Raw genomic sequence first — 22103 nt, 5'->3', positions numbered from 1 at the left:
GCAGCGGTTACCACTCCGACCCCACACGCCTCCGCTCGCCGGTTCAACCAACGCGGCCTCACACTAATGTAACAACCGCGTCTCCGGACACGACGCCTTCACACCACCATCACTTTGCCGGTACTCCTCACTTCAAGATTTGGCCAGAGCGTTAAACTATGTCATAGCCCCAGAATCAAGGCAGGAAACGTACTACTCTATTATTAATCCATCCAGTTATTACAGACGCTCGACGCCAGAGTGGTTACCACTACCGGGGTGCAACACAGTAGAAGCCACAGCTTACCGGCCCAACCTACGCATTGTTTCGCACGAAACAATTACGATAATCGAACGGTCCAAAAAAGCACCCCACCACTTGATGAGACGCTTCTTGCTATACTTATTCCTCTGCACAATTAAAAGCGCAAATAAGAACTTAATCGTAGTAACTTGTCAGCTAGGTTAAACAGTTACTTCTATATACTTTCCTCAACAAACGCCATAAAGATAGTCAAAATCAACATATCAGCCGAACCACCAAGACTCAAATTTTGCTGCATAAAATCAGTGTTCATCTTCCGCAACAGCATCTTTCCCGTTGTTGTGTGCGTACCACCAATCCTCAATATGGCTAGAGCCTGTCGTTGAGCCACTGGCAAGATAGATAGTGTTCCAGCACGATGAATGAGGTTAGTGTCGGTGAACTGACTCAAAATCGAAAGCAAACTATCAAGTAGCCTCTCGTTGAGTGTCCCTTGTGCACGTTGAAGCGTCGGCAGACCCACTTTGAAGACACTGGGAAAGCCTGCCTCGGCCTCACCCCGCACGCCGGTTATACCATGATCCAAATACAGCCTTTCCCCCGCCGTTAACGCAGTAGCAGGCTTTGCGGCCACATCGGAAAAGTCACTATCAGATAATCCTGCCAGCATAGTTTTAACTACCTGTGGCACCATCAGTTCCGGATGCCGTTGTTGATAAGCCGTAGCTGCCGTCAAAATTCCTAGCGAAAAAATAGCACCCTTATGCGTATTAATACCGCCAGTCGCAGAAAACATCGCTTGCTCAGCCTTGACCCCTGCTGAACGTAATTCCTTAAACAATCCAGGTAGCTCGGCGGTCCACGAATCCCCCAATTGAGCACAAAGTTGCAAGTAGGGTTGCAGACTCAGGCTCGAGTCAATAAATGTAAAAACAGTCATATCTGGATGCGGACCGGAGCTGACCGGGTCGACTAATCCCGGTTTGGGGTTAACACTAACCTCATAGATCAAAGCACGGGTAGCAAAATTGGCTAGTTGGGCAACGGAGAATGACGACATAAAAAATCCTTTCACTTGTTTTGCAACATAAAATGACGCAACGTTTGATTAAATGAGTCGGGGACTTCGGCCATGACATCATGACCACAATTTTGAATCATTACTTCGTGTACCTGTGGGTTGCGACTACTTAACCATTGACCATATCCATTGTTGAAATACGGTGTCTGCGCTGCCGTAACAAACAATACCGGCGCTCTCTCGGCGACAATTTGAGCCCGCCAATCAGCCTGAAAGTGATCTGACAACAGCTTCATTCCCTGCTCACGGTCAAACGGACGGTGGCTCTCCGCACGAATGAAGGCGTCCGTTACTGCCGGCACCATACCACGTAATGTTTCGTGGCCTTGGCGCGGCTGCTGTAGCTGAACAGTAGCCGTCCTAGAAGTCAACCCCCTGTACCCATACCGCCACTGGGCATCGTTAATCATTTTGGGAGATTGATCGACAACCATTATGCCGCTAACCATTAGCTCCGGATACTGCCTGCGCATTGCCCATATCACACTGGCCCCCATAGAGTGCCCAACCAGCAGCGGTCTTACGAGCTTTTGCTGCCGGATGACGTGGGCGAGGTCTGCCGCTAATTGCTCCAAATTAGTCGCCATTACTCCCGCGGACTCACCCTGACCATGATAGTCAAAGCAAACTGTTTGAACACCACGTCTGAACGCCGCCACTTGTGCCGTCCAGATTTCCTTGTAACTGCCAAAGCCGTTAACAAAGACGACTGGTCGCCCATCACCTACGACCGATATAGCCAAATTGGTCGTAGAAAAGGAATTTTGCATTAGTTTTCACCTACAAAGTGCCATGGATCCGCCGTTAATTGCGGTCCGCTGGCCGTTTTTATCATAATTCGCCGGTCACGATGCTGTGCGTATTCTTCCAGTGAAAATCCGTTTTGACCGTGTACAACCTGAATATCTGCGTGCGCTCCCGCTAGTTCCTGTAGTTGCCAAATTAACTCTTGGGCGCTCACTACCGACATTGGCCTGTCAGGTCGGGTCATAATCACATCCACATCGGATTCTGCACGCGCCATTTTTAAGCCCGTAACCAACTCAAATTGCAAGCTCCCACCGACTCCCCAATCGTATCCTTCCAGAAGTGGTCGTACAGATTTGAGCTTTTGAAATGCTGGTAGTTGGGCACGTGCAGCATCCAACTGGGGTAAAAGTGATAAGGCCTCTTGTGGGGTAATGGCTTCTGCCAATTGTGTGGTAGGTACAAAGGCAGCAAAGCGTTGAGACTTTTGATAGCCACGAAGGCCAACCGGAATCCGGTCGGCCTGGGCACCCCGCCTTATAATTACGTACGGCGTCTCATTTAACATTGATGTGGCCCAATCAGGCAACGGCAGTGTGCTAGTTAAACCATTAATTGCCTTAAGCCGGACAAGTGTGTGCGGTGTTAAAGTTACCATTGCTGATCCATCATGGCGCGAACTTTGTTAGTAGCCTTACGCCCACCACTTTCACCATTCACGGCGATGTCATTGGTGTAACGGAAGGACAAGTCGCTCGGTGCATCTTCTAGACTCTTGAAGGTATCATTAAGCGCTGCTTTGACTGTAGCAACAGCATTGTCGTCAGAATCATATCCTTTAATGCCCTTAATCAATTTGTACAAAGAACCCAATTTTTGATAATTTTCAATGTCATACGCCATTGCGGGCACGTGTTTCGTTGCTTCTTCCAGCTCAGCAATTGTACGCTGAGTAATTCGGGCACTAGACGCCTTGCTCATCGCCTGAATTGTGATATCTAGATCATCGAGTGCGACCAACCGGTTGGACTGTAGTCCTTGGGTTAAGAAACCACCCGAAACAGCATCCCCAGGAATAAATGAAACAACTTTGTGGCCGGCCTGACGAGCCCGTGCGTAAGCGCTAGCCGCAGAAGCAAGTGCCATATGAATTCCAATCAGTTCTTCCTTGTAACCGTATGCCTGGCTAGGGACATCAACCACAATTACGATTGGAGTTTTATCAGCAATTGGTTTGTCCGTATCAGCTGCGATTAAATCATTAACCACATTACCCACGGTGTAACCTTCCTCCAGACCTGCTTCACCGTGCCGAACCCTTGGAAAACGGTTATTTTCATCTGGCACGATTGCCACATGTTCACGTCCGTCGGCCCGGGCGTGCAGGACCGTCGGCACATCACTTTGTGCGTTTTTTATGCCAGTGAGTAATTCAAACCAGTTACGTCCGCGCGATTTAGTGCCGGGATGAATACCACTCGTTGCGGGTTCTAAATGATGCGGCTTGGCAACGACTTGATTGAATAAATGATTATATGACGTGATATCTAGAGGCTTCTCTGGGTCGAGTTGATCAAGTAGGGTCAAGTAGAAATCTCCCCGTCGATCTCGATAGGAATCCTTTTTTTCATTAACCGCAGCAATGATAGCTGTCCGGAATGCGTTCACGTCATCATCGACAACTTCATCGATGATACCGGTCGCCTGGCGTTGCTTAGTGCCCAACGTGTTCCAGATCAGGTTTTTATCTGAAGAATCCCATTCCTTAACGCCAGCCTCCTGCTCAATCACTTCTGGCCCGTTCAAACCGATACGGGCCTTATCGGTGCCAATTACGTATGAAAGTAGCGCGTTAGTGATAGACATCCCACCAAACGAGCCCACGCGCCCAGGAACTAGACCAATAACCGGAACGTATTGCTTCAACGCAATAATCACGTTGTGAATTTCTGAAATTGAAAGTAGCCCGTAGTTAGCTTCCTGCAGACGAACACCACCAGTATCCAGTATAATCACCGGATAAATTGTCTTACCAGCCTTATTATCGGCTAAGGCATGTTCTAACGCGGAGACAATCTTCGCACCCGAAACCTCACCAATACCGCCACCTTGGAAAGCACCCTCAATGGCAATGATTACGGCATTCTTTTTATTCAGCTGCCCTTTCATGACCACAATACCATCATCCGCTTCAGGAACGATGTTTTGGGGCTCCAAATGTGGGGAAATCATGTTGTCAAAAGGACCAATTAATTCACGAGCGGTACCCGTATCAAGTAACACTTCTGCGCGCTGGCGAGCGTGCAATTCAACAAAACTATTGCTCATCTTTCAACGCCTCCATTGCCTGAGTAAGTCGCAGATTAACAACACCTGGGGTGGCACCAAAATCATTGATTTCAATTTCAGCTAGTAATGGGTACCGTGCGAAGAAACGGTTCAGCACGTTCTGCCAAACTTCCTTAAACCCATCACTACCAGTCACAATATTTAATTCAGACTCTTTTTTATCCGTTGGCTTCATAATCACTTCAAGGTCTCCGGAAGCAACAACGCCAATGTGAATTGGATGTTCAATTGACTGCGTTGCTTGATAGTTAAAATGTAATTTTTCCATGATGGAACTCCTCTCCCGTTAGGCTGGATACAACCATAAGCACGCTTAAATTAGCAACTAGCAGTTATTGGTACTCACTAAATACTGCCAGCACACTCTTTAGCTCCAACTCCGAAACTTATCTGGTGGGTTGTACAACCCCTTAGACCACTTCACAAGGTCCTCCATATTCCGAGCGGCCAGTAATGACCTTGTCGCCTCATTGCGATTGACACCAAGATCCTCTGGGAAGGCCACAATACCACGGGCCCGCAGATCCTTCACCACAGCTGGATCAGATCGCAAACCAACTGGTGTAACGCCAGCGATAGCCTCAATTGCCGCCTGTCGTTCGGCCATAGAATCAGTTTTATACAGGTAGGCAATCCCTTCTTCGGTGACAATGTGCGTTGTATCCTCGGAATAAATCATAATGGGCACGTTCTGCAGTTTGGCTTCCTTGCGCACTTCAACAGCATCAAGTGAGTCAACAAATACCGGTCGCTTGTTGGAACCAAAAGTTTCGACCATCTGTACAACCAGTTTTTGGCCTTTACCCAGTGGATCGTTATCCGGTCGTAGACTCTGCCATGCAGGCGTAGAGTGACGACGTCCGGTTGGATTGGAACCCATGTTAGGGGCACCACCGAATCCGGATAACCGTCCCTTAGTCACCGTTGAGGAATTCCCGTACTGATCAATTTGCAGCGTAGAGCCAACAAACATATCTAATGCGTACTGCCCAGCCATCTGTCCAAAAGCTCGGTTAGAGCGCATTGTGCCATCCTTACCAACGAAGAAAACATCAGGACGAGCCGCAATGTATTTTTCCATGCCTACTTCGCCACCGAATGAATGAATGGATTGAATCCAACCTGATTCGATTGCAGGAATCAGTGTGGGCGTCGGGTTAACTTCCCAGTTAGGCACAATCTTTCCCTTCAGACCAAGCCGTTCGCCATATGTTGGCAATAACAGTTCAATGGCCGCTGTGTTGAACCCGACCCCATGGTTAACGGATTGAACATTGTGCTTTTCGTAAATCCCACGAATAGCCATCATCGCCATCAGTATCTGTAACTCGGTGATGTTCTGAGGATCACGGGTGAACAACGGCTCCAATTGGTAAGGTTCATCCGCTGGAATGATTACATCGACCCAGTCAGCAGGAATATCAACCCTTGGCAACTTATCGACGACTTCGTTTGCCTGAACAATCACAATGCCATCATGAAAGGCGGCGGATTCAACGATTACTGGCGTCTCCTCGGTGTTGTATCCAGTGTACAAATTACCTTCGTGATCAACTTTGTCTGCCGCGACTAAAACAACATTGGGAATTAAATCAACATAGAGCCGAGCATATAATTCAAGATAGGTATGAATATCACCAACCTGCAAAGTGCCGTCAGCAATCATTTGCGAAACCCTTGTGCTTTGCGGGCCAGCAAAGGAGAAATCCATCTTGGAGGCGATACCATCTTCAAAAATATCCAAATGTTCTGGTCGGGAAATGCTACTCATAATCATGTGCAAGTAATGAACCTTTGCCGGATCAACTGAGGCCAGCATCTTCGACAGGAATGTCGCTTGCTTTTGGTTATCGCCCTCCAGAACGACTTTGTCACCCGGGGCAATTAACCCCTCTAAAACGGTCTTTGCATCAGTGGTTCTTGCAAACTTACCATCGATAAGATTACTAATTGCTGATAGCTTGTTTGCTTTAGCTTCGCGATGCGTTGTCCAATCACGTTCTTCACTCATTAGAAAGTACCTCTTTCCCATTTAGTTAACAAAAACACTGCATCCGATACATTCATCTGATCAAGATTGACCTGGCGCAGATCACCAAACTTTTGACCCAAAACCTTTCTAAAAGGTCGGCCAGGCGAAAAGTTAACGATACTATCAGGTTCATAATCGTGCGCAACACCCATCATGGCCTCAAAATATACAGGATGTGCCAGGTTATAGCTGAGATCTTCTCGCATCGCCGCGGCTTGCCGGACCGCACGTCCAGAATAATTCGTCAGGTAAATACCGGCCGGCTTTTCCAGTGGAACGTCCTTCATCGTAGTCGCCAATTGAGTACCAACCTTTGACATTAACGGTGAGTGCGAAGGTACCGGCACCATAAGTCGACGGGCGAGGCTAGCCCCGCTTTGTTTGGCTAAAGTAATTACCTGATCAATTGCAGATAAATCACCAGACAGTGCCGTTTGATCTTCAGCGTTCTGGTTAGATGCATAAACCGGATGTGCTGAGTTATTCACTCGTAACACGAGCTCCTCAACCTCAGAACGACTTAGCCCAACGACTACGCCCATCCCATACCCTTGCGGATAAGCTCCCTGCATTAGCTCAGCGCGTCGCTTAACCACACGGAACAGGTCGTCCTGGCCAAGACTCCCAATGGCGTAAGCCGCAGCAAACACCCCTAAACTATGTCCGGCAACAAGATGCGGCTTAAGGCCAGCTTCACGCATAGCATTGATTTGCGCTACCTGCAACAACTCGATGCTAAGTTGTAACTGCACTGAGTCCTGGTAAGCTTCATCAGAATCGTAAAGTTTAACGCCTAACAAACTCTCCACATGCTGACGCAAATCTGCATCCACATGTTTCAACATTCCAGCGCTTTGCCCTCCTTGACCAGGAAATATCCATAATGAATTCACGATTGACCCTCTCTCTATTGTGATCCGATCGCCCTCACGCATAAACTTTAAGTCAGAAAGATAGCGTTGTATAATGATTTTATCTTATATGTATAATCTACGGTTATGTATTGGGGGCAACTATGAATTTAGCTCAACTGCGAGGATTCGTTTATACTGCACAAGCTGGTAGCATCACCCAGGGAGCTCAGCAAGCATTTATCAGTCAGCCAGCAATGACCAAAATGATTCAAGAATTAGAAAAAGAACTTGGCGTTTCGCTTTTCAACCGTGTCGGGCGTGGTATACAAATCAACGATACGGGTCGCGTTTTTCTCAGCTTTGTGGAATCCGGCCTCGACCAAATTGAGGAGGGCATTGCCGCCGTCTCAAAACCCTCGACAAGTCAGCAGCCGATTCGTCTCCTAGTTGAAGTCGCTTCAGCATTAATACCCGACATCATCAAGACTATCCACTCTATATTCCCTGATACTCCGATTCAATTAACCCAACGAATTACGGCGGTTAACGAAACCCGCGACTTCGACTTTACCATCTCAACACGACCCCCACGTCGGGGCCAACGCTCAATTCCCCTATTGAGTGAAGAAATTCTCATTGGTAGTTCAGCCCCTCAACAGCCGGATTCTGCCTATATTTCACCGTCTTCATTGGTTGGCAAGCCTATCGTTTCACTAGGCTACCACACTCCGCTTCGCGACACCCTGGACCATTATTTTAGTAAACTCAATTTACACTTGAACTTCCAGTACGAATCCGATGATCCCGCCAGTATTCGTGCCATGTTGGCTGCTGGAATTGGAATTGGCTTTATTCCCTCTGTGACTTGGGCCGAGGCGGGCAAACAGCTACATATAGCACGAATCACTCCCGACCCACCGTTTCGGACCATTTACCTCACAGAGGGACAGCCTACTGAAGATGTACGTACGCGCAAAGTTGCCAATGCGCTAGTCACGCTGTTTGTATCAGCCAGAGCAAAAGCTTTGAAGATATAACCGGTTGGTATAATATCCCCACGAACACACGGCTCCATCCCAAAAGTAAAAGCTTGCAACTATTCGTTCAACTAGTTAAACTGATTCCGACAGCTCCCGCCGATCGGCCCTCACAAATCTGAACTAAGGTGGGACAACTAAATGAGTAAGACTAAACCGCTTGAACCGGTCGCTGATATTGGCGACTATCTGAAGCTAGGCGCCTGTACTGCTGTGATGTCGCAACCCATTATGAGCTATGCCTTGACGACTAATCCTAGCATTGGCGCACAAACTGGTATTGGTGTCATGTATAACCTAGTCAAATACACTGCGCCGGCCTTTATTTTTGGGATTCTTTACACAACCACACGCACAACCATCAATAATTATGAACTGACATATGGTCAATATCTTAAAAACATGTGGCATGCTTTGTTTGTGCCTACAATTTGGTGGACGTTTATCTACCTGTTGGTCATGCCGCAGATGCAACAAGTTAATCGATACCACAATTTAGGGTCCTTTATCTGGCATTTTGTTAACGGGAATGCCGCACCGCATTTGTGGTATAACACCATGATGTTGCAATTCATAATTTTAATGCCACTGTTTTGGGCAATTGGTCGCTGGTGTGGTCAACACACTAAGCGCGGAATTATCATAGCCTGCACAACGATAGCTATCGCAGCATTATGGCTATGGTTTTATGACACGCAAGTATTTACCGGCCCGCACGTACGCGATTGGTATTTATTTGATCGCTTATTCATCAGCTTCTTCATTTACGGTGTATTTGGAATGCTGGCTTGGCAATATCGCTCACACTTCAACAGTTTCATCATGAAGTGGTGGCCCGCAATCGCCGTAATATTCATAGCCACATTCTGGTGGACCAATCATGAACTATTCAGCTACGGGTTTCCAATCAACTTAGGCAACGCGCCCTATTACAAGCCATCAATGACGCTATACGACCTAGCAGCGATTGGCCTATTTTCCGCGCTTTGCTTGTACCAAGTCAAGGCACAATTACCATTTACCAATTTCGTGCATAAGTTTGCTGGTTTTGCCTATAAAGCCTATCTATCTAACGTTTTTTGGTCAGAATGCTTGTGGCTATTATTTGGCAGGAATTTAACCAGCGCCAACGCTTGGGTCGGTATCTTGCTCCTATACGTTTTAACCTGGTGCATTTCTTTTGCCTCTGCGTTTGGCCTGCATGCAATCTGGTCACGAATAAAACCAATGATTATTAAATCAGCCACTGCTTGAGTACCTAAAAAAAGCGCCCCACCATTCGGCGGGGCGCTTCTTGCTATGCTTAGTCTTCTGCAACGAATGGCAGTAGACCCATAATCCGTGAACGCTTAATAGCGACGGTAAGCTTACGCTGGTTCTTTGCTGAAGTACCGGTTACCCGACGTGGCAAAATCTTACCACGTTCGGAGATAAACCGACGCAGAAGGTCGGTATCCTTGTAATCGATGTATTCGATGTGGTTTGCGGCGATGAAGTCGACTTTACGACGACGACGGCCACCACGACGCTGCTGTGCCATTGAAATCACTCCTTCTCATAGTCAGGGGTCATCACGCTGCTGCGCAATGCCACCCGGTGCTGTTATTAGAAGGGTAAGTCATCATCCGAGATATCGATCGAGCCGCTACCATTATTGTTGTTAGCGAACGGATCGGGACTGGAGAACGGGTCTTGGCTGGCAGCACTACTACTTGGTTGAGCAGTATTGTGACTACCGTCATTGCCAAAGCCTGCGGACGGGGCGCCCGTCTGACCACCCTGCTGCTGTGGAGCAGCTTGATTATTGAAAGAACGATTATTGTTGGCGTCACCAGTTTCACGCGGCCGTGCTTCGGTCGTGGCCCGGCTTTCCAGCAAACTAAAGTCGTCCGCCACCACTTCGGTCACGTACACGCGCTGGCCCTGCTGGTTTTCGTAGTTCCGGGTTTGAATCCGGCCCTCGATACCCACCAAGGAACCCTTACGCGTAAAGTTTGCGAAGTTTTCAGCGGCTTTCCGCCACATAACGCAGTTGATAAAGTCGGTTTCCCGTTCACCCTGCTGATTGGTAAAGTTCCGATCAACGGCCACCGAGAAGCTCGCTACCGCCGCACCACTCTGGGTGTAGCGTAAGTCTACCTCTCGGGTCAGGCGACCAACTAATACGACAGAATTAATCATTCCTTCGTCCCCCTATGACTGGGTCGATTCCCAGATTAGTCTTCGCGCTTAACGATCATCTGACGCAGAATGTCGCTGTTGATCTTAGCAAGACGATCAAATTCGTTGACAGCCTTGTCATCTTCAGCAGTAGCGTTGATGATGTGGTACGTACCTTCAGTGTACTTGCCAATCTTGTAAGCGAACTTGCGCTTTTGCCAGTCCTTAGAATCAACGATGGTAGCACCGTTATCCTTTACAACATTGTCAAAACGTTCCACTAGTGCGGTCTTTGCAGCTTCGTCGATATCTGGACGAATGATGTAGGTAATCTCGTACTTAGTTTCAGCCATTTGACTTTTCACCTCCTTATGGTCTTGGGCCCACGGTCGATGCCGCGAGCAAGGAGTAAACGTAGCCTGATGGCTACTTACTCACAATCTAGCAGTTTACCATAGTTGGCACTTAGTCGCAAATACATCCGGTGGGTACGGACCACATCTAGACGTCGCGTACGCTTATTAACGGTTGTGTAAGGTCATTTCGCAAAGGGGCCCGTAACGACTACTACGTGCCCAACTTTTTTATCACTGGGCTTACTGGGCGTCGATTGCATCCACTAGCAAAGCGCACAGTTCGTGACTGCGGATACTGGACTCGGGGCTCACGGGGTTGGCCCCACCATTGGCCACCGCATCCAGGAACTCCTGCACCAGCGCGTCGAAGCCCCGTGTCCGTAGCGTAGTTTCCCAGCCCGGTCGCTCCAGGCTGGTCGACCCGTTGCCATCGCGCAATTCGCTGTGCGCGAGGTCGGTTACACGGGCCCGCAATCCGGGAGTCGTCACCGTTACCTCTTCGCTATTAACTGCATCCATGTTGGTCGACACAAAGCCCTGGCTGTGCGCCGTAGTCAGTTCGAGGTACCCCTGCATCAAGTTACCCGCCGCGTCAGTCAGCACGCGAGCGCGGGCGTCGGTGATGGGCTCATCGAGGAGCCACGCAGCCGTATCCACGTTGTGAATCATGAGGTCAAAGATGGCAAAGCGGGCATCCTGCTCGATAAAATTACGGTCCTTGGTGGCCATCACCAGCTGCTTATCGGGCATATCTTTGAGTCGGCGCTGTGCGGGAGCAAAGCGGCGGTTAAAGCCACAGGTTAGTAACAGTCCCCGCTCGTCCGCTAAAGCATACAGACGACGGACCTCGTCCACATCTTCGGCCACCGGCTTATCAACATACACGTTAATATCAGCCTGGAGTAACTTTTCAATTACGGCCACGTGGGTACTCGTCGGTGTATGCACAAAAACCGCGGCGGGTTGCTCAGCAATCAGTTCGTCTAACGTTTGGTGGAGGTGCTGAAACCCATACCGGCCGGCCAGGTACTCACCTTTGGTCTGGTTACGTGTCGCGAGGTGACACTCATACTGATCCTGCAACCCCGCCATCAACGGCAAGTACGCCTTTTGCGCAATATTACCCAAGCCGATAACCCCAATTTTTTGCATAATGTACCTCCGTGAGCATGTTTGTTGTCGACCACATTGTGACCGCTTTTCGTTGCTACTAGTTTACCACCACCACCACCAAATGCGCTCCGTGCAACTTGGGCGCACAATTTCTGCGCTTAGTAATCCAATAATGATGCCCGGACGTAGTTTTTTTACTGCGGTTACCCACAGGATTTAATTGTACAAAGTTGCTCCGGGAACCCGTGCCATCCTTGCTTACATACCTCTGAAAATAACATGCGGGCAACTTACCCACACCGTTATCCACAAGATATAGTGTGTGCTTTTTACGTTGACAACTACATATGGTGCATTTAACCTTAATGGTAGCTTGTGGTTACCATCCGTGGTGCCCACTAAATACATAAAAGAGGTTGATACTTATGGGGGAACAACAACATCGCTGGCGGCGCGTCGTCGCCTTTTGGGCCATTATCGTCACAATGGTCGTCAGTTTGGGCGGCCCACAACTCGTGCAGGCGGCTGAGACTGGGGCCACTGCTACCACATCCGCAAGTACCGTTGACGCTAGCTTAACGGCCATTGACTCGGCGCTAAGCCAAACGCGTAACTACGTACAGGGAAGATTTGCTGACGCCGATAGCAGCACACAGTTGTACGGTAGCGAGTGGATGATCATGGATTTAGCTCGTGATGATCCCAAAACCGCGCTGCCACTATACACTAATTACTACAACAGCATTGCATCTTACCTCAAAGAAAATAACGGCGAGTTAAGTTCCAACGCTTACACCGAGTACTCACGAGTCACGCTTGCGCTCACCGCACTGGGGATTAATGCCCAAAGCATTGGGGGTTACGACCTATTTGATTACTTGAGTGACTACCAAAAGACTATTTACCAAGGTATTAACGGAGCTATTTTTGCCCTCATTGCGGTTAACAGCAACCCCCAGTACCACTTCACGCAACCTGCCGGCGTTACGGACTACACCACCAAGGAGAAATTGGTGGATTACATCATCAGTAAGGAGTTGAGCGATGGCGGCTGGGCGCTGTTCGGCTCAAAGTCCGATCCCGACATCACCTCCATGGCGTTACAGGCCCTCGCTCCGTTTAAGAACACCAGCGTGGATGCCAATCACGCGGTCACCAACGCGATTGACAAAGGGGTGGGTGTCCTCGCCAGCATGGAAAATAGTGACGGTTCGTATACCTCATGGGGTACCGTCAACTCGAACAGTACCGCGCAGGTGGTAACTGCCCTCGCTGCCCTCGGCATTAACCCAACCAGCGGTGAATTCGACCATAACGGTAACAACCCCGTTACGGCTTTGCTTAGTTACCACGTCAACGGCAGTGGTTTTATGTATACCTTTACGGACAGTACGGCTAAAACCGGGACCGTGAACGGCATGGCGACGGAGCAGGATTACTACGCCCTGATTGCCTACCGGCGCTACCTCACTGGGGCCACCAGTCTGTATAATATGAGTGATACTACCCTTACAACCGGCCAAACCGCCCCCGACAACTCGGGCGATACTGATTCCGGTAGCGACAAAAGTGACGACACTACTCCTTCAAACCAGGATAGTAGCACGGGTACGGAGACCAATCAGCAGCCATCAACAAATACGCAGACTGATAACGACAAAAAAGACGCCCCGCAATCAGCAACCACCACTACTAGCGACGGCAATAGTACTTCCACAGACAGCGGGGACAAGCACCCCCAGTCAAAGAATGGGCAGGGCATTACGACCGGCCAACCAACTAAAGGCGCGGGTTTCACCACCAGCTCCGCTGCACCCGTTAATCCGCAAACAGTATTAGCAGGCCGGGCCGTTAACAAATCAACCAGTGTGCCTACCACCACTACCGCTAATTTAGGTGGAACCATTGCTACAGCGGCCACAACTGGTACTAGCGCCCCATCGACCAAGAGTAAAACCACCAAGAAAAAGTCCCACAGCAAGGGTTGGACATTTAGCAGTAAGAACTACAAACCTAAGGGCTCAACTTCATCCCAAAAGGCCAGCAAAAAGGACACTCAAGCAGCTAAGACAAATGGCGGTACTAATTACGTGCTGCTATGGACAACCCTCGTCGTACTCATTATCCTGTTCAGCGCCGTTTATTCCTGGCGACGCCACTTAGGTAGGGGGCACAAACATGAATAAACGTCGTTGGTTCGTGCGCTGCATTATACTCCTAACGTTAATTCTCACTGCGTGTGGTACGAATACCGCCAATGGCCAAACTACCGCCACTAAACCGTTAAGTACCACCACCAAATTATCCGCAGCGGGCACCATTACCAAAAACCAACTGGCCACGATTAAGGGTAAAACGGGTACCTACTACTTCACTGGTAGCAATCACCACATCAAATATCAATGGGCGTACTCCGCTCTGCAAATACAAAATCCTACCCGCCAAAAACTTGGGATTACCTTTACCACTACCGGACTTAATGCAATCAAACGTGCGGCCAATAATGCACCCGTTGCGTTAGGTTTCCGGCTACAGGACTTTCACCTTGCCGGGAGCCCCACACTCACCATCACCATCCCCAAAAAATGGCACGCCAATACATTAAAGTTGGTTGCAAAGCAGCACGGCCAGTTGCGCACCCTCAACGACGCACACGCGACCGTACACGTTCGCCAAAATAGCACCACAATCAAGCTACGTATTACTAGCGTCGATGGCACTTATTATTTGGTCGGCGGGTACAACCAAGCGGTGGCCAAGCAACAGGCTCAAGCCGCTAAAAGTAAGGCCAAATCAGGCACTAAGGCTGCCTCTACGTCCACAACTGGTCAGGGCAAGTCGGCGGACAACCAGAGCAAAAATGATCAAAAATCGGCTACTAGTCAGACCAAGCAAGAAGCCACCAACAACGCTGCTGGCGGTGCTTCCAGCGACACATCAACTACCAATAACAATGGCAACGGTACCGCCAGCAACGGTTCATCATCTACGGGTAATGCCAACGACACTAAGTCATCAAGCAACGATAGCAACCACATCACGGTCACTATGTCGATTAGTACCAGCACCATCCTACAAAACATGGACAAAGTAGCGACAAACAAAAAAAGCCTGGTGCCTAGTAGCGGGTGGATTCTGAGGCCCACCCAGGTATCTATTTCCAAGACTGCTTCAGTTTATGACGCGCTAGTGCAGGTAACTAAGGCCCGAGGAATTCAGATGGAATCTAAGTACACGCCGGCTTACGGTGCGTACTACATTCAGGGTATAGGCAATCTGTACGAGTTTGACGTTGGTAACCTGTCAGGATGGATGTACAAAGTTGACGGCTGGTTCCCTAATTACGGTTCCTCGGAATACACTACGCTCAAAAATGGGTCCAATATCCAGTGGGTCTACACGTGTGACCTGGGTGCGGACGTCGGTGACAGTCAATAATTGGCTGTCCGAAAACAGAATATTCACATCCATGGCACCACTAACCGGATTATTTCCCGGGAAATAATCCGGTTCATCACCGCCGCATGTACGCAAATCATACTGGTTTGGTGTACATGCATACATAATTAATCACGACTAGGAAGGTGACAACATGATTCAACGCGATTCCTTTGCTCACAGCCACCCCCTGGTTAATGCGCTCTACTACGTGGCCGTGGTGGGCATCGCCACCTTCTGCCTCCATCCCGTAATACTGATCATGAGCTACCTCGCCGCCATGACTTACGCGGCCAGTCTCCGTGGGTGGCGCCACGTGCTACGCCTCAACCTCACCTTTGTCATCCCCGGCATGCTGATTGTGGCCGTTTTGAACCCCACGTTTAACCATTACGGCGTGACCCCGCTCGTCGTGCTTAACGACGGCAATTCCATCACCGTCGAAGCCATTGTTTACGGCGTGATACTCGCCCTCAGTTTGGCCGTAGTCATCAATTGGTTTGTCAGTATCAATCTGGTGATGACCCGTGATAAATTCGTCTATTTATTTGGGCGGATTCTCCCCGTAGGTTCGCTGGTGCTAGCCATGGTGTTTCGCTTTGTGCCGCTGTTTCAACGGCAATTCCGTACCATCCGTCACGGTCAGCAAAGTCTCGGCCGTGCCCCGCGGCAGGTGCGCTTGTGGCGTCGCCCGCACGCCTGGGTCACCATCTGGTCAATCATGCTGACGTGGGCGCTAGAGAACGCCATCACCACGGCTGATTCCATGAAGGCTCGGGGATACGGGCAGCACCACCGCACCAGCTTTGCAATTTACCGTATGCGCACCCGTGAATGGCTGCTGGTGGGGCTGATTCTGCTACTAACTGTGCTCCTCGTCGTGTCCATCAGTACGCACCAACTCATGGCGCAGTATAATCCCACCATTATGGTGACCGGGTTTGCCAGCGCACACCTCACGCCGTTGAGCATGTTGGGGCTAGTGGCCGCAACCGTCCTGGTTTGGTTACCACTCATACTAAGGTTGTTCGCTGCTTGGCGTTGGCGCAAAGTCGGCCACGCGGGAACGGCCCACGCCACCTTGCCCGACTACTTCCGCGTTCCCACCACTGACAGCCAGCGAAAGTACCACACTACTCAAGAGGGGGCCCGCCTATGACCGACCTATTAACGGTGACCGATTTCACCTTTGCCTATCCCGACCAACCGGCGACCCTTAAACACGTCGACCTATCGTTACCCCACAGCCAAATCACGTTACTCTTTGGCCAAAGCGGTAGCGGCAAAACGACCCTGCTGCGGCAACTAGACCCCGCGCTGCGGCCAACCGGCACACACACCGGTACCGTTACGTGGTCGCCGGACGTGACGGTCCGTCCACACCAACTGCAGGTCGGCTTTGTGCAGCAACACCCCGACACCCAGATTGTGACGGACAAAGTCTGGCACGAATTGGCCTTCGGGTTGGAAAACCTGGGCGTGCCACAGGACGAGATTCGCGTCCGGACGGCCGAAATGGCGGCCTACTTTGGCATCCACCAATGGTTCCACCGCGACGTGAGCACCCTTTCTGGCGGGCAAAAACAGTTACTGAACCTAGCCAGCGTCATGGTGCTACGGCCCGCGTTACTAATTCTTGATGAACCCACCGCCCAGCTGGACCCTATTGCGGCCGACGACTTCATCCATACGCTGGTAAAACTCAACCAGGACCTGGGCACCACCATCCTGATTGCCGAACACCGACTCGACGCCGTGTTGCCACTCGCCGACCAGGTCGCCCTCATGACGCGCGGTGAAATTACCGTTGCGGGCAGCGCCAGCAAAGTTGTCCAAGCATTGTATGCTGATCACCACGCGCTCACGGCGGAATTACCCGCTCCCACCAGGGTTTACGCAGCCACCACCGGTTTACGCCGGGCAGACAACCTACCTTTGACCATCAAAACCGGGCAGCAGTGGCTCGCTAACCAAAGCCTACCCGTTGCTAGCCACTTTGCACCGCCCGCCGAGCCCGCCGGCAAGCCGCTGATTCGGGCCCGTGACTTGTGGTTCCGCTACGATCAGGACGGGCCCGACGTCCTCCGTGGCGTCAACCTAGACGTTTATGGCGGCGAGACACTGGCGATTGTTGGTGGTAACGGTAGCGGTAAGAGTACGTTGCTATCATTGCTGGGGCGCATCTACCAACCTTACCGGGGCCACATTAACCTCGCCGGCAAGCGCCTAGCACGCTACGCCGACGCCGAGCTGTACCACCACAACCTAGGTGTACTGCCCCAGGACCCGCAAAGTTTATTCGTCCGTTCAACCGTTCGGGAGGATCTTTACGAGGTCATTGATGGACACCGACAGCGCACCACTCCTGCGTACGACCTGGAGATGAGCAAAGACGCGGCGGTCTCCGGCATGGCGGACTTAACTGGTCTCACCGATTTGTTGGACCGCCACCCATACGACCTGAGTGGTGGCGAGCAACAGCGTCTCGCGCTCGCTAAGGTGCTTCTCCTCCGTCCACGGGTATTGTTACTCGACGAACCCACTAAGGGCCTGGACGCGGTTAATAAGGGCCAATTAGGGGACATCCTCACACAACTACACCAAGAGGGCGTGACCATCGTGTTGGTCACGCACGACCTGACGTTTGTCGCTGAACACGCTGACCGGGTGGGCCTGTTTTTTGACGGGCAGTTAGCAACCGTACAGCCTACCCGCCGCTTCTTTGCGGGTAACAGCTTCTACACCACGGCGGCAAACCGCCTGGTGCATAGCTGGTGTCCTGACGCCATTACCGTGAGGGAGGTGAGCACATGGCTGCACGCAACACGTTCTTAGCGGCGTTTTACCATGACCAGACGGAGGGCAAAGCTGACGCACATGTGCAGAGCTCCCCGATCAATACAACGGCGCTCGCCACCAACCGCTGGATCCAACCCCATGGCGGGCAGCCCCTCAGTTGGCGGACCTGGTGCAAACTCGGCGTTGTACTAGTCATGATGCCCCTCGTTATTTGGTGGGGGTGGCGTATCGGTGACCGCCAGTACCTAGCAGTCAGCCTAATAATGCTCGTCCTAGCCCTAGTCCCATTCTTCATGGTGTTCGAGGACCGGCGGCCGCAAACACGGGAACTCATGGTGATTGCGGTGTTGATTGCCTTAGGTGTGGCGGGCCGGGGGGCGCTGTTTATGTTCCCGCAAGTTAAGCCCGTGGCCGCCATCGTCATTATTAGCGGCATCTCCTTTGGTCCCGAAACTGGTTTTCTGGTGGGCTCCATGACGGCGTTGGTTTCCAACCTCTTCTTTACCCAGGGGCCATGGACCCCATGGCAGATGTTCGCATTTGGCATGATTGGCTTGGCGGCCGGCCTCTTCTACCGCTGGGGTTGGCTCCGTACACACCGGGTGGCCCTCAGTACCTTTGGCTTCATGAGTATTTTCTGTATTTACGGCCTCATCATGAATCCCGCCGCACTACTAATGTTTACCACCACCCCAACCTGGAAGGGACTCCTAGCCGTCTACATCTCGGGGGCACCCATGGACGCCGTGCACGCGATTTCCACCTTCATGTTTTTGTGGGTACTCGCCCGCCCGATGCTGACACGACTAGAGCGCGTGAAGGTGAAGTACGGTCTCATTAACCGCGACGCATAACGCTCATCCAGCACCATCACATCCCCAATCACCAATGAAGAAACGCAAAAATCAGCAGCCACCTGCATCAAAACGCGCAGGAGCTGCTGCTTTTTTTAATTATTATTCGTCGCTATCGTCGGTATCATCACCGTTGATTGCATCGTCGTCCGTGTCCGCCTCGGCACGACGGACCAGTTCGTCCACGTCGCTCGTGTCCTCGTCCGTTCCGTCCGCTACCGTAGTTTCCGCGGTGTCAGTGTTGTCAGCCGTGTCCGTTGCCATCTCGGCACCGTCACCAGCAACTGGCGTGGTATCGGCACCTTCAGGATCATCCTCATCTGGTAATACCTTAGCCATCGATGCCACTTTGGTATCATCATCAACCCGAATCAAACGGACACCCAACGTTGCCCGGCCAGTTTGCGAAACGCTGCCGGACTGGAAGCGAATCATAACCCCAGCGTTCGTCACCACCAGGATGTCCTCGGAACCGTCCACCGTAGTGACACCTGCCAGCGGCCCGTTCTTCGTGGTGACGTTCGCGGTCTTGATCCCCTTACCGCCGCGACCCTTGACTGGGTATTCATCGACGGGGGTCCGCTTACCGTACCCCTTTTCGGAGATAACAAAGACATCGCTACCGGCCCGCATGATGTCACTACCAACCACGTAGTCACCGTCGCGCAGACGGATACCGCGCACACCAGCCGCAGAGCGACCCATGCCACGTACAGCACCCTCGTTGAACGTGACGGAGTACCCGTTATGCGTCCCAATCAGGATGTTATCGTTACCTTCCGTCAGCATCACGTTGTTGAGCTGGTCGTCATCCTTGAGGTTAATCGCAATCAACCCGTTGCGCCGGATGTTACCAAATTCCGCTACGGCGGTGCGCTTGACGATCCCCTGCTTGGTGACAAAGAAGAGGTAGTGTTCACCCTCACGGTCACGTGGCACCGTAATGACCGCCTGAATCTTCTCGTCGGCATTGATCCCCAGCAAGTTAATGATTGGCAACCCTTTGGCCGTCCGTCCGTACTCAGGAATTTCGTACCCCTTCATGCGGTAAACCTTCCCAGCGTCCGTGAAGAACAGCAAAATGTCGTGCGTTGAGGTCGAAATCAGGTGTTCCATGAAGTCATCATCATGAACGCCCATCCCCTGAATACCACGACCACCACGGTTTTGGGTCTTAAACTCAGCGGCAGGCACGCGCTTCACGTACCCATTGTGGGTCAGCGCAATCACGACGTTTTCCTCTTCGATGAGGTCTTCATCCTCGATGCTGGCAATATCGCCCACCTGGATTTCCGTCCGCCGCTTATCCCCGAACTTCTTCTGAATTTCCAGCAGTTCTTCGTAGATAATCTGGTGGATACGTTCTGGTTTGGCCAGAATATCCTTGTAATCAGCGATGTTAGCCAACACGTCGGCCAATTCCTTCTCGACTTTGTCCCGTTCCAAACCGGTTAACCGGACGAGACGCATATCGAGGATGGCCTGGCTTTGCTTATCGGATAAATCAAAACGACTGATTAATTGCTGCTTCGCGATGTCACCCGTCTGCGAACTACGGATGATTTTAATAATTTCGTCAATATGGTCAAGGGCAATCTTCAACCCCTGTAAAATGTGCTCGCGCGCTTCGGCCTTCTTCAAGTCAAAGGCGGTCCGCCGGCGGATAACCTGCTCTTGGTGCAGCAGGTAATATTCCAGGATGGACTTGAGCGACAGGGTCTTCGGTGCGTTATCAACGATGGCGACCATGTTGAAGGAAAAACCGACCTGCAAAGGTGTCATCTTGTACAAATTGTTCAGGATAACGCTAGCGCTCATGTCCCGACGCACATCGACCACGATGCGCATCCCTTCACGGTCAGACTCATCGTTAACGTCAGTGATACCGTCAATCTTTTTATCCCGCGCCAGGTCAGCAATCCGTTCAACCAACTTAGCCTTGTTGACCATGTACGGAATTTCCGTGGCGACAATGCGTTCGCGGCCGGTCTTCGTGGTCTCAATTTCAACTTTGGCCCGCAAGGTAATCGTACCCTGACCAGTCTCGTAAGCCTTACGAATTCCCGACTTACCCATGACAATCCCGCCAGTAGGGAAATCAGGTCCCGGCAAAACGGTCATGAGGTCCGCGGTGGTGGCGTCTGGGTTATCCATCAGCACGTGCAAAGCGGAGATGACCTCCGCCAGGTTGTGAGGCGGAATGTTCGTCGTCATCCCGACGGCAATCCCCGTTGCCCCGTTCACCAGCAAGTTCGGGAAGCGAGCCGGCAATACAACCGGTTCCTTCTCGGTCCCATCGTAGTTATCTTGCCAATCGATGGTGTCCTTGTTGATGTCCCGCAGCATTTCCATCGTAATTTTGCTCATCCGGGCTTCGGTGTAACGCATAGCGGCAGCCCCGTCACCGTCGACCGAGCCAAAGTTACCGTGGCCGTCGACCAGCATGTAACGGTAGGAAAAGTCCTGCGCCATGCGGACCATCCCCTCGTAAATGGAAGAATCACCGTGGGGGTGATACTTACCCATAACGTCACCGACAATACGCGCACTCTTCTTGTACGGTTTGTCCGGCGTCACGCCTAATTCATTCATCCCATAAAGAATCCGCCGTTGCACGGGCTTCAACCCGTCACGAACGTCGGGCAGCGCCCGCGCCACGATGACGGACATCGCGTATTCCAGGAATGACTTACGCATCGTTGGGACCAGTTTAACGGTCTCAATGCGGTGATCGCCTGAATTGTCCATTTGTTAATTTCCTCCAACCGGGTATTGATGTTAGTTACGTGGAATTGGGTGGTGCGGAGTGCTGGGGAATGCAGCCCAACCCGGGCTTCATTGCCGTTGCCGCTACGTTAGCTGGTAAACGCTACTGCGCTCCCGCGTTACTCGTGCGTATGGAAACGAGCTGCGCAGTCCAGAAAGCGCCGCATAAGCAGTTGCGAACAGGAAGCCAAGTGCGGGCTTCCCGCTATTACCGCTAAGTTAACTGGTAAATGCTACTACGCCGCGCTACTCGTGCGTATGGAAACGAGCTGC

The 22103-nt window shown here is 51.2% G+C and carries 19 protein-coding genes; 7 read left to right on the top strand and 12 right to left on the bottom strand.

Translation table 11 applies throughout. From position 1 onward, the window contains the following. Positions 1–458 precede the first annotated feature (458 nt). The 7 genes from LPA02S_RS04975 to LPA02S_RS04945 all read right to left on the bottom strand — a co-directional run bounded on the left by LPA02S_RS04975 (position 459) and on the right by LPA02S_RS04945 (position 7346). Positions 459–1304 carry a triphosphoribosyl-dephospho-CoA synthase gene (locus tag LPA02S_RS04975; protein WP_056956129.1) on the bottom strand — a complete coding sequence of 282 codons (846 nt, stop codon included), beginning with the start codon at positions 1302–1304 and terminating at the stop codon, positions 459–461. 11 nt (positions 1305–1315) lie between these two features. Then, positions 1316–2095 carry an alpha/beta fold hydrolase gene (locus LPA02S_RS04970; protein WP_056956128.1) on the bottom strand — a complete coding sequence of 260 codons (780 nt, stop codon included), beginning with the start codon at positions 2093–2095 and terminating at the stop codon, positions 1316–1318. Continuing rightward, the gene (locus LPA02S_RS04965) at positions 2095–2730 is read right to left on the bottom strand and encodes a malonate decarboxylase holo-ACP synthase (RefSeq protein WP_056956127.1); all 636 of its coding nucleotides are present in this window, start codon (positions 2728–2730) and stop codon (positions 2095–2097) included. The genes LPA02S_RS04970 and LPA02S_RS04965 overlap by 1 nt, the downstream gene beginning before the upstream one ends. Continuing rightward, a complete protein-coding gene (mdcD, locus tag LPA02S_RS04960; protein WP_056956126.1) occupies positions 2724–4400 on the bottom strand; it encodes a biotin-independent malonate decarboxylase subunit beta in 1677 nt (558 codons plus the stop codon). Before mdcD ends, LPA02S_RS04965 begins: the two co-directional genes overlap by 7 nt. After that, positions 4390–4689 carry a malonate decarboxylase subunit delta gene (locus LPA02S_RS04955; protein ID WP_056956125.1) on the bottom strand — a complete coding sequence of 100 codons (300 nt, stop codon included), beginning with the start codon at positions 4687–4689 and terminating at the stop codon, positions 4390–4392. The genes mdcD and LPA02S_RS04955 overlap by 11 nt, the downstream gene beginning before the upstream one ends. Positions 4690–4788: 99 nt before the next feature. Continuing rightward, positions 4789–6432: a malonate decarboxylase subunit alpha gene (gene mdcA, locus LPA02S_RS04950; protein WP_056956124.1), complete on the bottom strand. Its 1644-nt coding sequence runs from the start codon at positions 6430–6432 to the stop codon at positions 4789–4791. Next, the gene (locus LPA02S_RS04945; protein ID WP_054648378.1) at positions 6432–7346 is read right to left on the bottom strand and encodes an acyltransferase domain-containing protein; all 915 of its coding nucleotides are present in this window, start codon (positions 7344–7346) and stop codon (positions 6432–6434) included. The genes mdcA and LPA02S_RS04945 overlap by 1 nt, the downstream gene beginning before the upstream one ends. Positions 7347–7468: 122 nt before the next feature. Here LPA02S_RS04945 and LPA02S_RS04940 point away from each other — a divergent pair, with 122 nt between their 5' ends. Further along, positions 7469–8344 carry a LysR family transcriptional regulator gene (locus LPA02S_RS04940; RefSeq protein WP_054648380.1) on the top strand — a complete coding sequence of 292 codons (876 nt, stop codon included), beginning with the start codon at positions 7469–7471 and terminating at the stop codon, positions 8342–8344. A 141-nt stretch (positions 8345–8485) separates the two neighbouring features. Further along, positions 8486–9598, top strand: a complete 1113-nt coding sequence (locus LPA02S_RS04935; protein ID WP_056956123.1) for an acyltransferase family protein — start codon at positions 8486–8488, stop codon at positions 9596–9598. Positions 9599–9647: 49 nt separating this feature from the next. On the opposite strand, the gene rpsR is transcribed toward LPA02S_RS04935, so the two are convergent. The 4 genes from rpsR to LPA02S_RS04915 all read right to left on the bottom strand — a co-directional run bounded on the left by rpsR (position 9648) and on the right by LPA02S_RS04915 (position 12012). Further along, positions 9648–9884 (bottom strand): 30S ribosomal protein S18, encoded by a 237-nt coding sequence (rpsR, locus tag LPA02S_RS04930; RefSeq protein ID WP_054648382.1) that lies wholly within the window; start codon positions 9882–9884, stop codon positions 9648–9650. A gap of 65 nt (positions 9885–9949) precedes the next feature. Then, positions 9950–10525, bottom strand: coding sequence for a single-stranded DNA-binding protein (ssb, locus tag LPA02S_RS04925; protein WP_054648384.1), 576 nt, complete (start codon positions 10523–10525; stop codon positions 9950–9952). A 35-nt stretch (positions 10526–10560) separates the two neighbouring features. After that, the gene (gene rpsF, locus LPA02S_RS04920; protein WP_054648386.1) at positions 10561–10857 is read right to left on the bottom strand and encodes a 30S ribosomal protein S6; all 297 of its coding nucleotides are present in this window, start codon (positions 10855–10857) and stop codon (positions 10561–10563) included. 243 nt (positions 10858–11100) lie between these two features. Continuing rightward, positions 11101–12012 (bottom strand): Gfo/Idh/MocA family protein, encoded by a 912-nt coding sequence (locus tag LPA02S_RS04915; RefSeq protein ID WP_056956122.1) that lies wholly within the window; start codon positions 12010–12012, stop codon positions 11101–11103. Between the two features lie 386 nt (positions 12013–12398). Between LPA02S_RS04915 and LPA02S_RS04910 the strand changes: the two genes are divergently transcribed. The 5 genes from LPA02S_RS04910 (at position 12399) to LPA02S_RS04890 (ending at position 19064) form a co-directional block, all read left to right on the top strand. Continuing rightward, on the top strand, positions 12399–14159 hold the full coding sequence (locus LPA02S_RS04910) for a hypothetical protein (protein WP_056956121.1): 1761 nt from the start codon (positions 12399–12401) through the stop codon (positions 14157–14159). Next, on the top strand, positions 14152–15411 hold the full coding sequence (locus LPA02S_RS04905) for a DUF4430 domain-containing protein (RefSeq protein WP_056956120.1): 1260 nt from the start codon (positions 14152–14154) through the stop codon (positions 15409–15411). Before LPA02S_RS04910 ends, LPA02S_RS04905 begins: the two co-directional genes overlap by 8 nt. A 154-nt stretch (positions 15412–15565) precedes the next feature. Next, complete coding sequence (locus LPA02S_RS04900) at positions 15566–16570, top strand: energy-coupling factor transporter transmembrane component T (RefSeq protein ID WP_054648394.1); 1005 nt, start codon at positions 15566–15568, stop codon at positions 16568–16570. Further along, the gene (locus LPA02S_RS04895) at positions 16567–18246 is read left to right on the top strand and encodes an ABC transporter ATP-binding protein (RefSeq protein WP_056956119.1); all 1680 of its coding nucleotides are present in this window, start codon (positions 16567–16569) and stop codon (positions 18244–18246) included. Before LPA02S_RS04900 ends, LPA02S_RS04895 begins: the two co-directional genes overlap by 4 nt. Further along, complete coding sequence (locus LPA02S_RS04890) at positions 18222–19064, top strand: ECF transporter S component (RefSeq protein ID WP_082405251.1); 843 nt, start codon at positions 18222–18224, stop codon at positions 19062–19064. Before LPA02S_RS04895 ends, LPA02S_RS04890 begins: the two co-directional genes overlap by 25 nt. Positions 19065–19166: 102 nt before the next feature. Here LPA02S_RS04890 and gyrA read toward each other — a convergent pair whose 3' ends face one another. Next, positions 19167–21812 (bottom strand): DNA gyrase subunit A, encoded by a 2646-nt coding sequence (gene gyrA, locus LPA02S_RS04885; protein ID WP_056956118.1) that lies wholly within the window; start codon positions 21810–21812, stop codon positions 19167–19169. Between the last annotated feature and the right edge of the window lie 291 nt (positions 21813–22103).

It is taken from the genome of Lacticaseibacillus pantheris DSM 15945 = JCM 12539 = NBRC 106106, from assembly GCF_001591865.1.
Taxonomy (GTDB): Bacteria; Bacillota; Bacilli; order Lactobacillales; family Lactobacillaceae; genus Lacticaseibacillus; species Lacticaseibacillus pantheris.
Note: the sequence above shows the minus strand (reverse complement) of the source record. Positions and strands in the feature narration are given on the sequence as shown.

Coding starts and splice junctions, on each gene's coding strand:
- LPA02S_RS04905 (WP_056956120.1), top strand. CDS start 14,152: ATGAATAAACGTCGTTGGTTCGTGCGCTGCATTATACTCCTAACGTTA.
- LPA02S_RS04935 (WP_056956123.1), top strand. CDS start 8,486: ATGAGTAAGACTAAACCGCTTGAACCGGTCGCTGATATTGGCGACTAT.
- LPA02S_RS04965 (WP_056956127.1), bottom strand. CDS start 2,730: ATGGTAACTTTAACACCGCACACACTTGTCCGGCTTAAGGCAATTAAT.
- ssb (WP_054648384.1), bottom strand. CDS start 10,525: ATGATTAATTCTGTCGTATTAGTTGGTCGCCTGACCCGAGAGGTAGAC.
- rpsR (WP_054648382.1), bottom strand. CDS start 9,884: ATGGCACAGCAGCGTCGTGGTGGCCGTCGTCGTCGTAAAGTCGACTTC.
- LPA02S_RS04895 (WP_056956119.1), top strand. CDS start 16,567: ATGACCGACCTATTAACGGTGACCGATTTCACCTTTGCCTATCCCGAC.
- LPA02S_RS04910 (WP_056956121.1), top strand. CDS start 12,399: ATGGGGGAACAACAACATCGCTGGCGGCGCGTCGTCGCCTTTTGGGCC.
- LPA02S_RS04915 (WP_056956122.1), bottom strand. CDS start 12,012: ATGCAAAAAATTGGGGTTATCGGCTTGGGTAATATTGCGCAAAAGGCG.
- LPA02S_RS04970 (WP_056956128.1), bottom strand. CDS start 2,095: ATGCAAAATTCCTTTTCTACGACCAATTTGGCTATATCGGTCGTAGGT.
- LPA02S_RS04900 (WP_054648394.1), top strand. CDS start 15,566: ATGATTCAACGCGATTCCTTTGCTCACAGCCACCCCCTGGTTAATGCG.
- LPA02S_RS04890 (WP_082405251.1), top strand. CDS start 18,222: ATGGCTGCACGCAACACGTTCTTAGCGGCGTTTTACCATGACCAGACG.
- gyrA (WP_056956118.1), bottom strand. CDS start 21,812: ATGGACAATTCAGGCGATCACCGCATTGAGACCGTTAAACTGGTCCCA.
- LPA02S_RS04940 (WP_054648380.1), top strand. CDS start 7,469: ATGAATTTAGCTCAACTGCGAGGATTCGTTTATACTGCACAAGCTGGT.
- LPA02S_RS04975 (WP_056956129.1), bottom strand. CDS start 1,304: ATGTCGTCATTCTCCGTTGCCCAACTAGCCAATTTTGCTACCCGTGCT.
- mdcD (WP_056956126.1), bottom strand. CDS start 4,400: ATGAGCAATAGTTTTGTTGAATTGCACGCTCGCCAGCGCGCAGAAGTG.
- mdcA (WP_056956124.1), bottom strand. CDS start 6,432: ATGAGTGAAGAACGTGATTGGACAACGCATCGCGAAGCTAAAGCAAAC.
- rpsF (WP_054648386.1), bottom strand. CDS start 10,857: ATGGCTGAAACTAAGTACGAGATTACCTACATCATTCGTCCAGATATC.
- LPA02S_RS04955 (WP_056956125.1), bottom strand. CDS start 4,689: ATGGAAAAATTACATTTTAACTATCAAGCAACGCAGTCAATTGAACAT.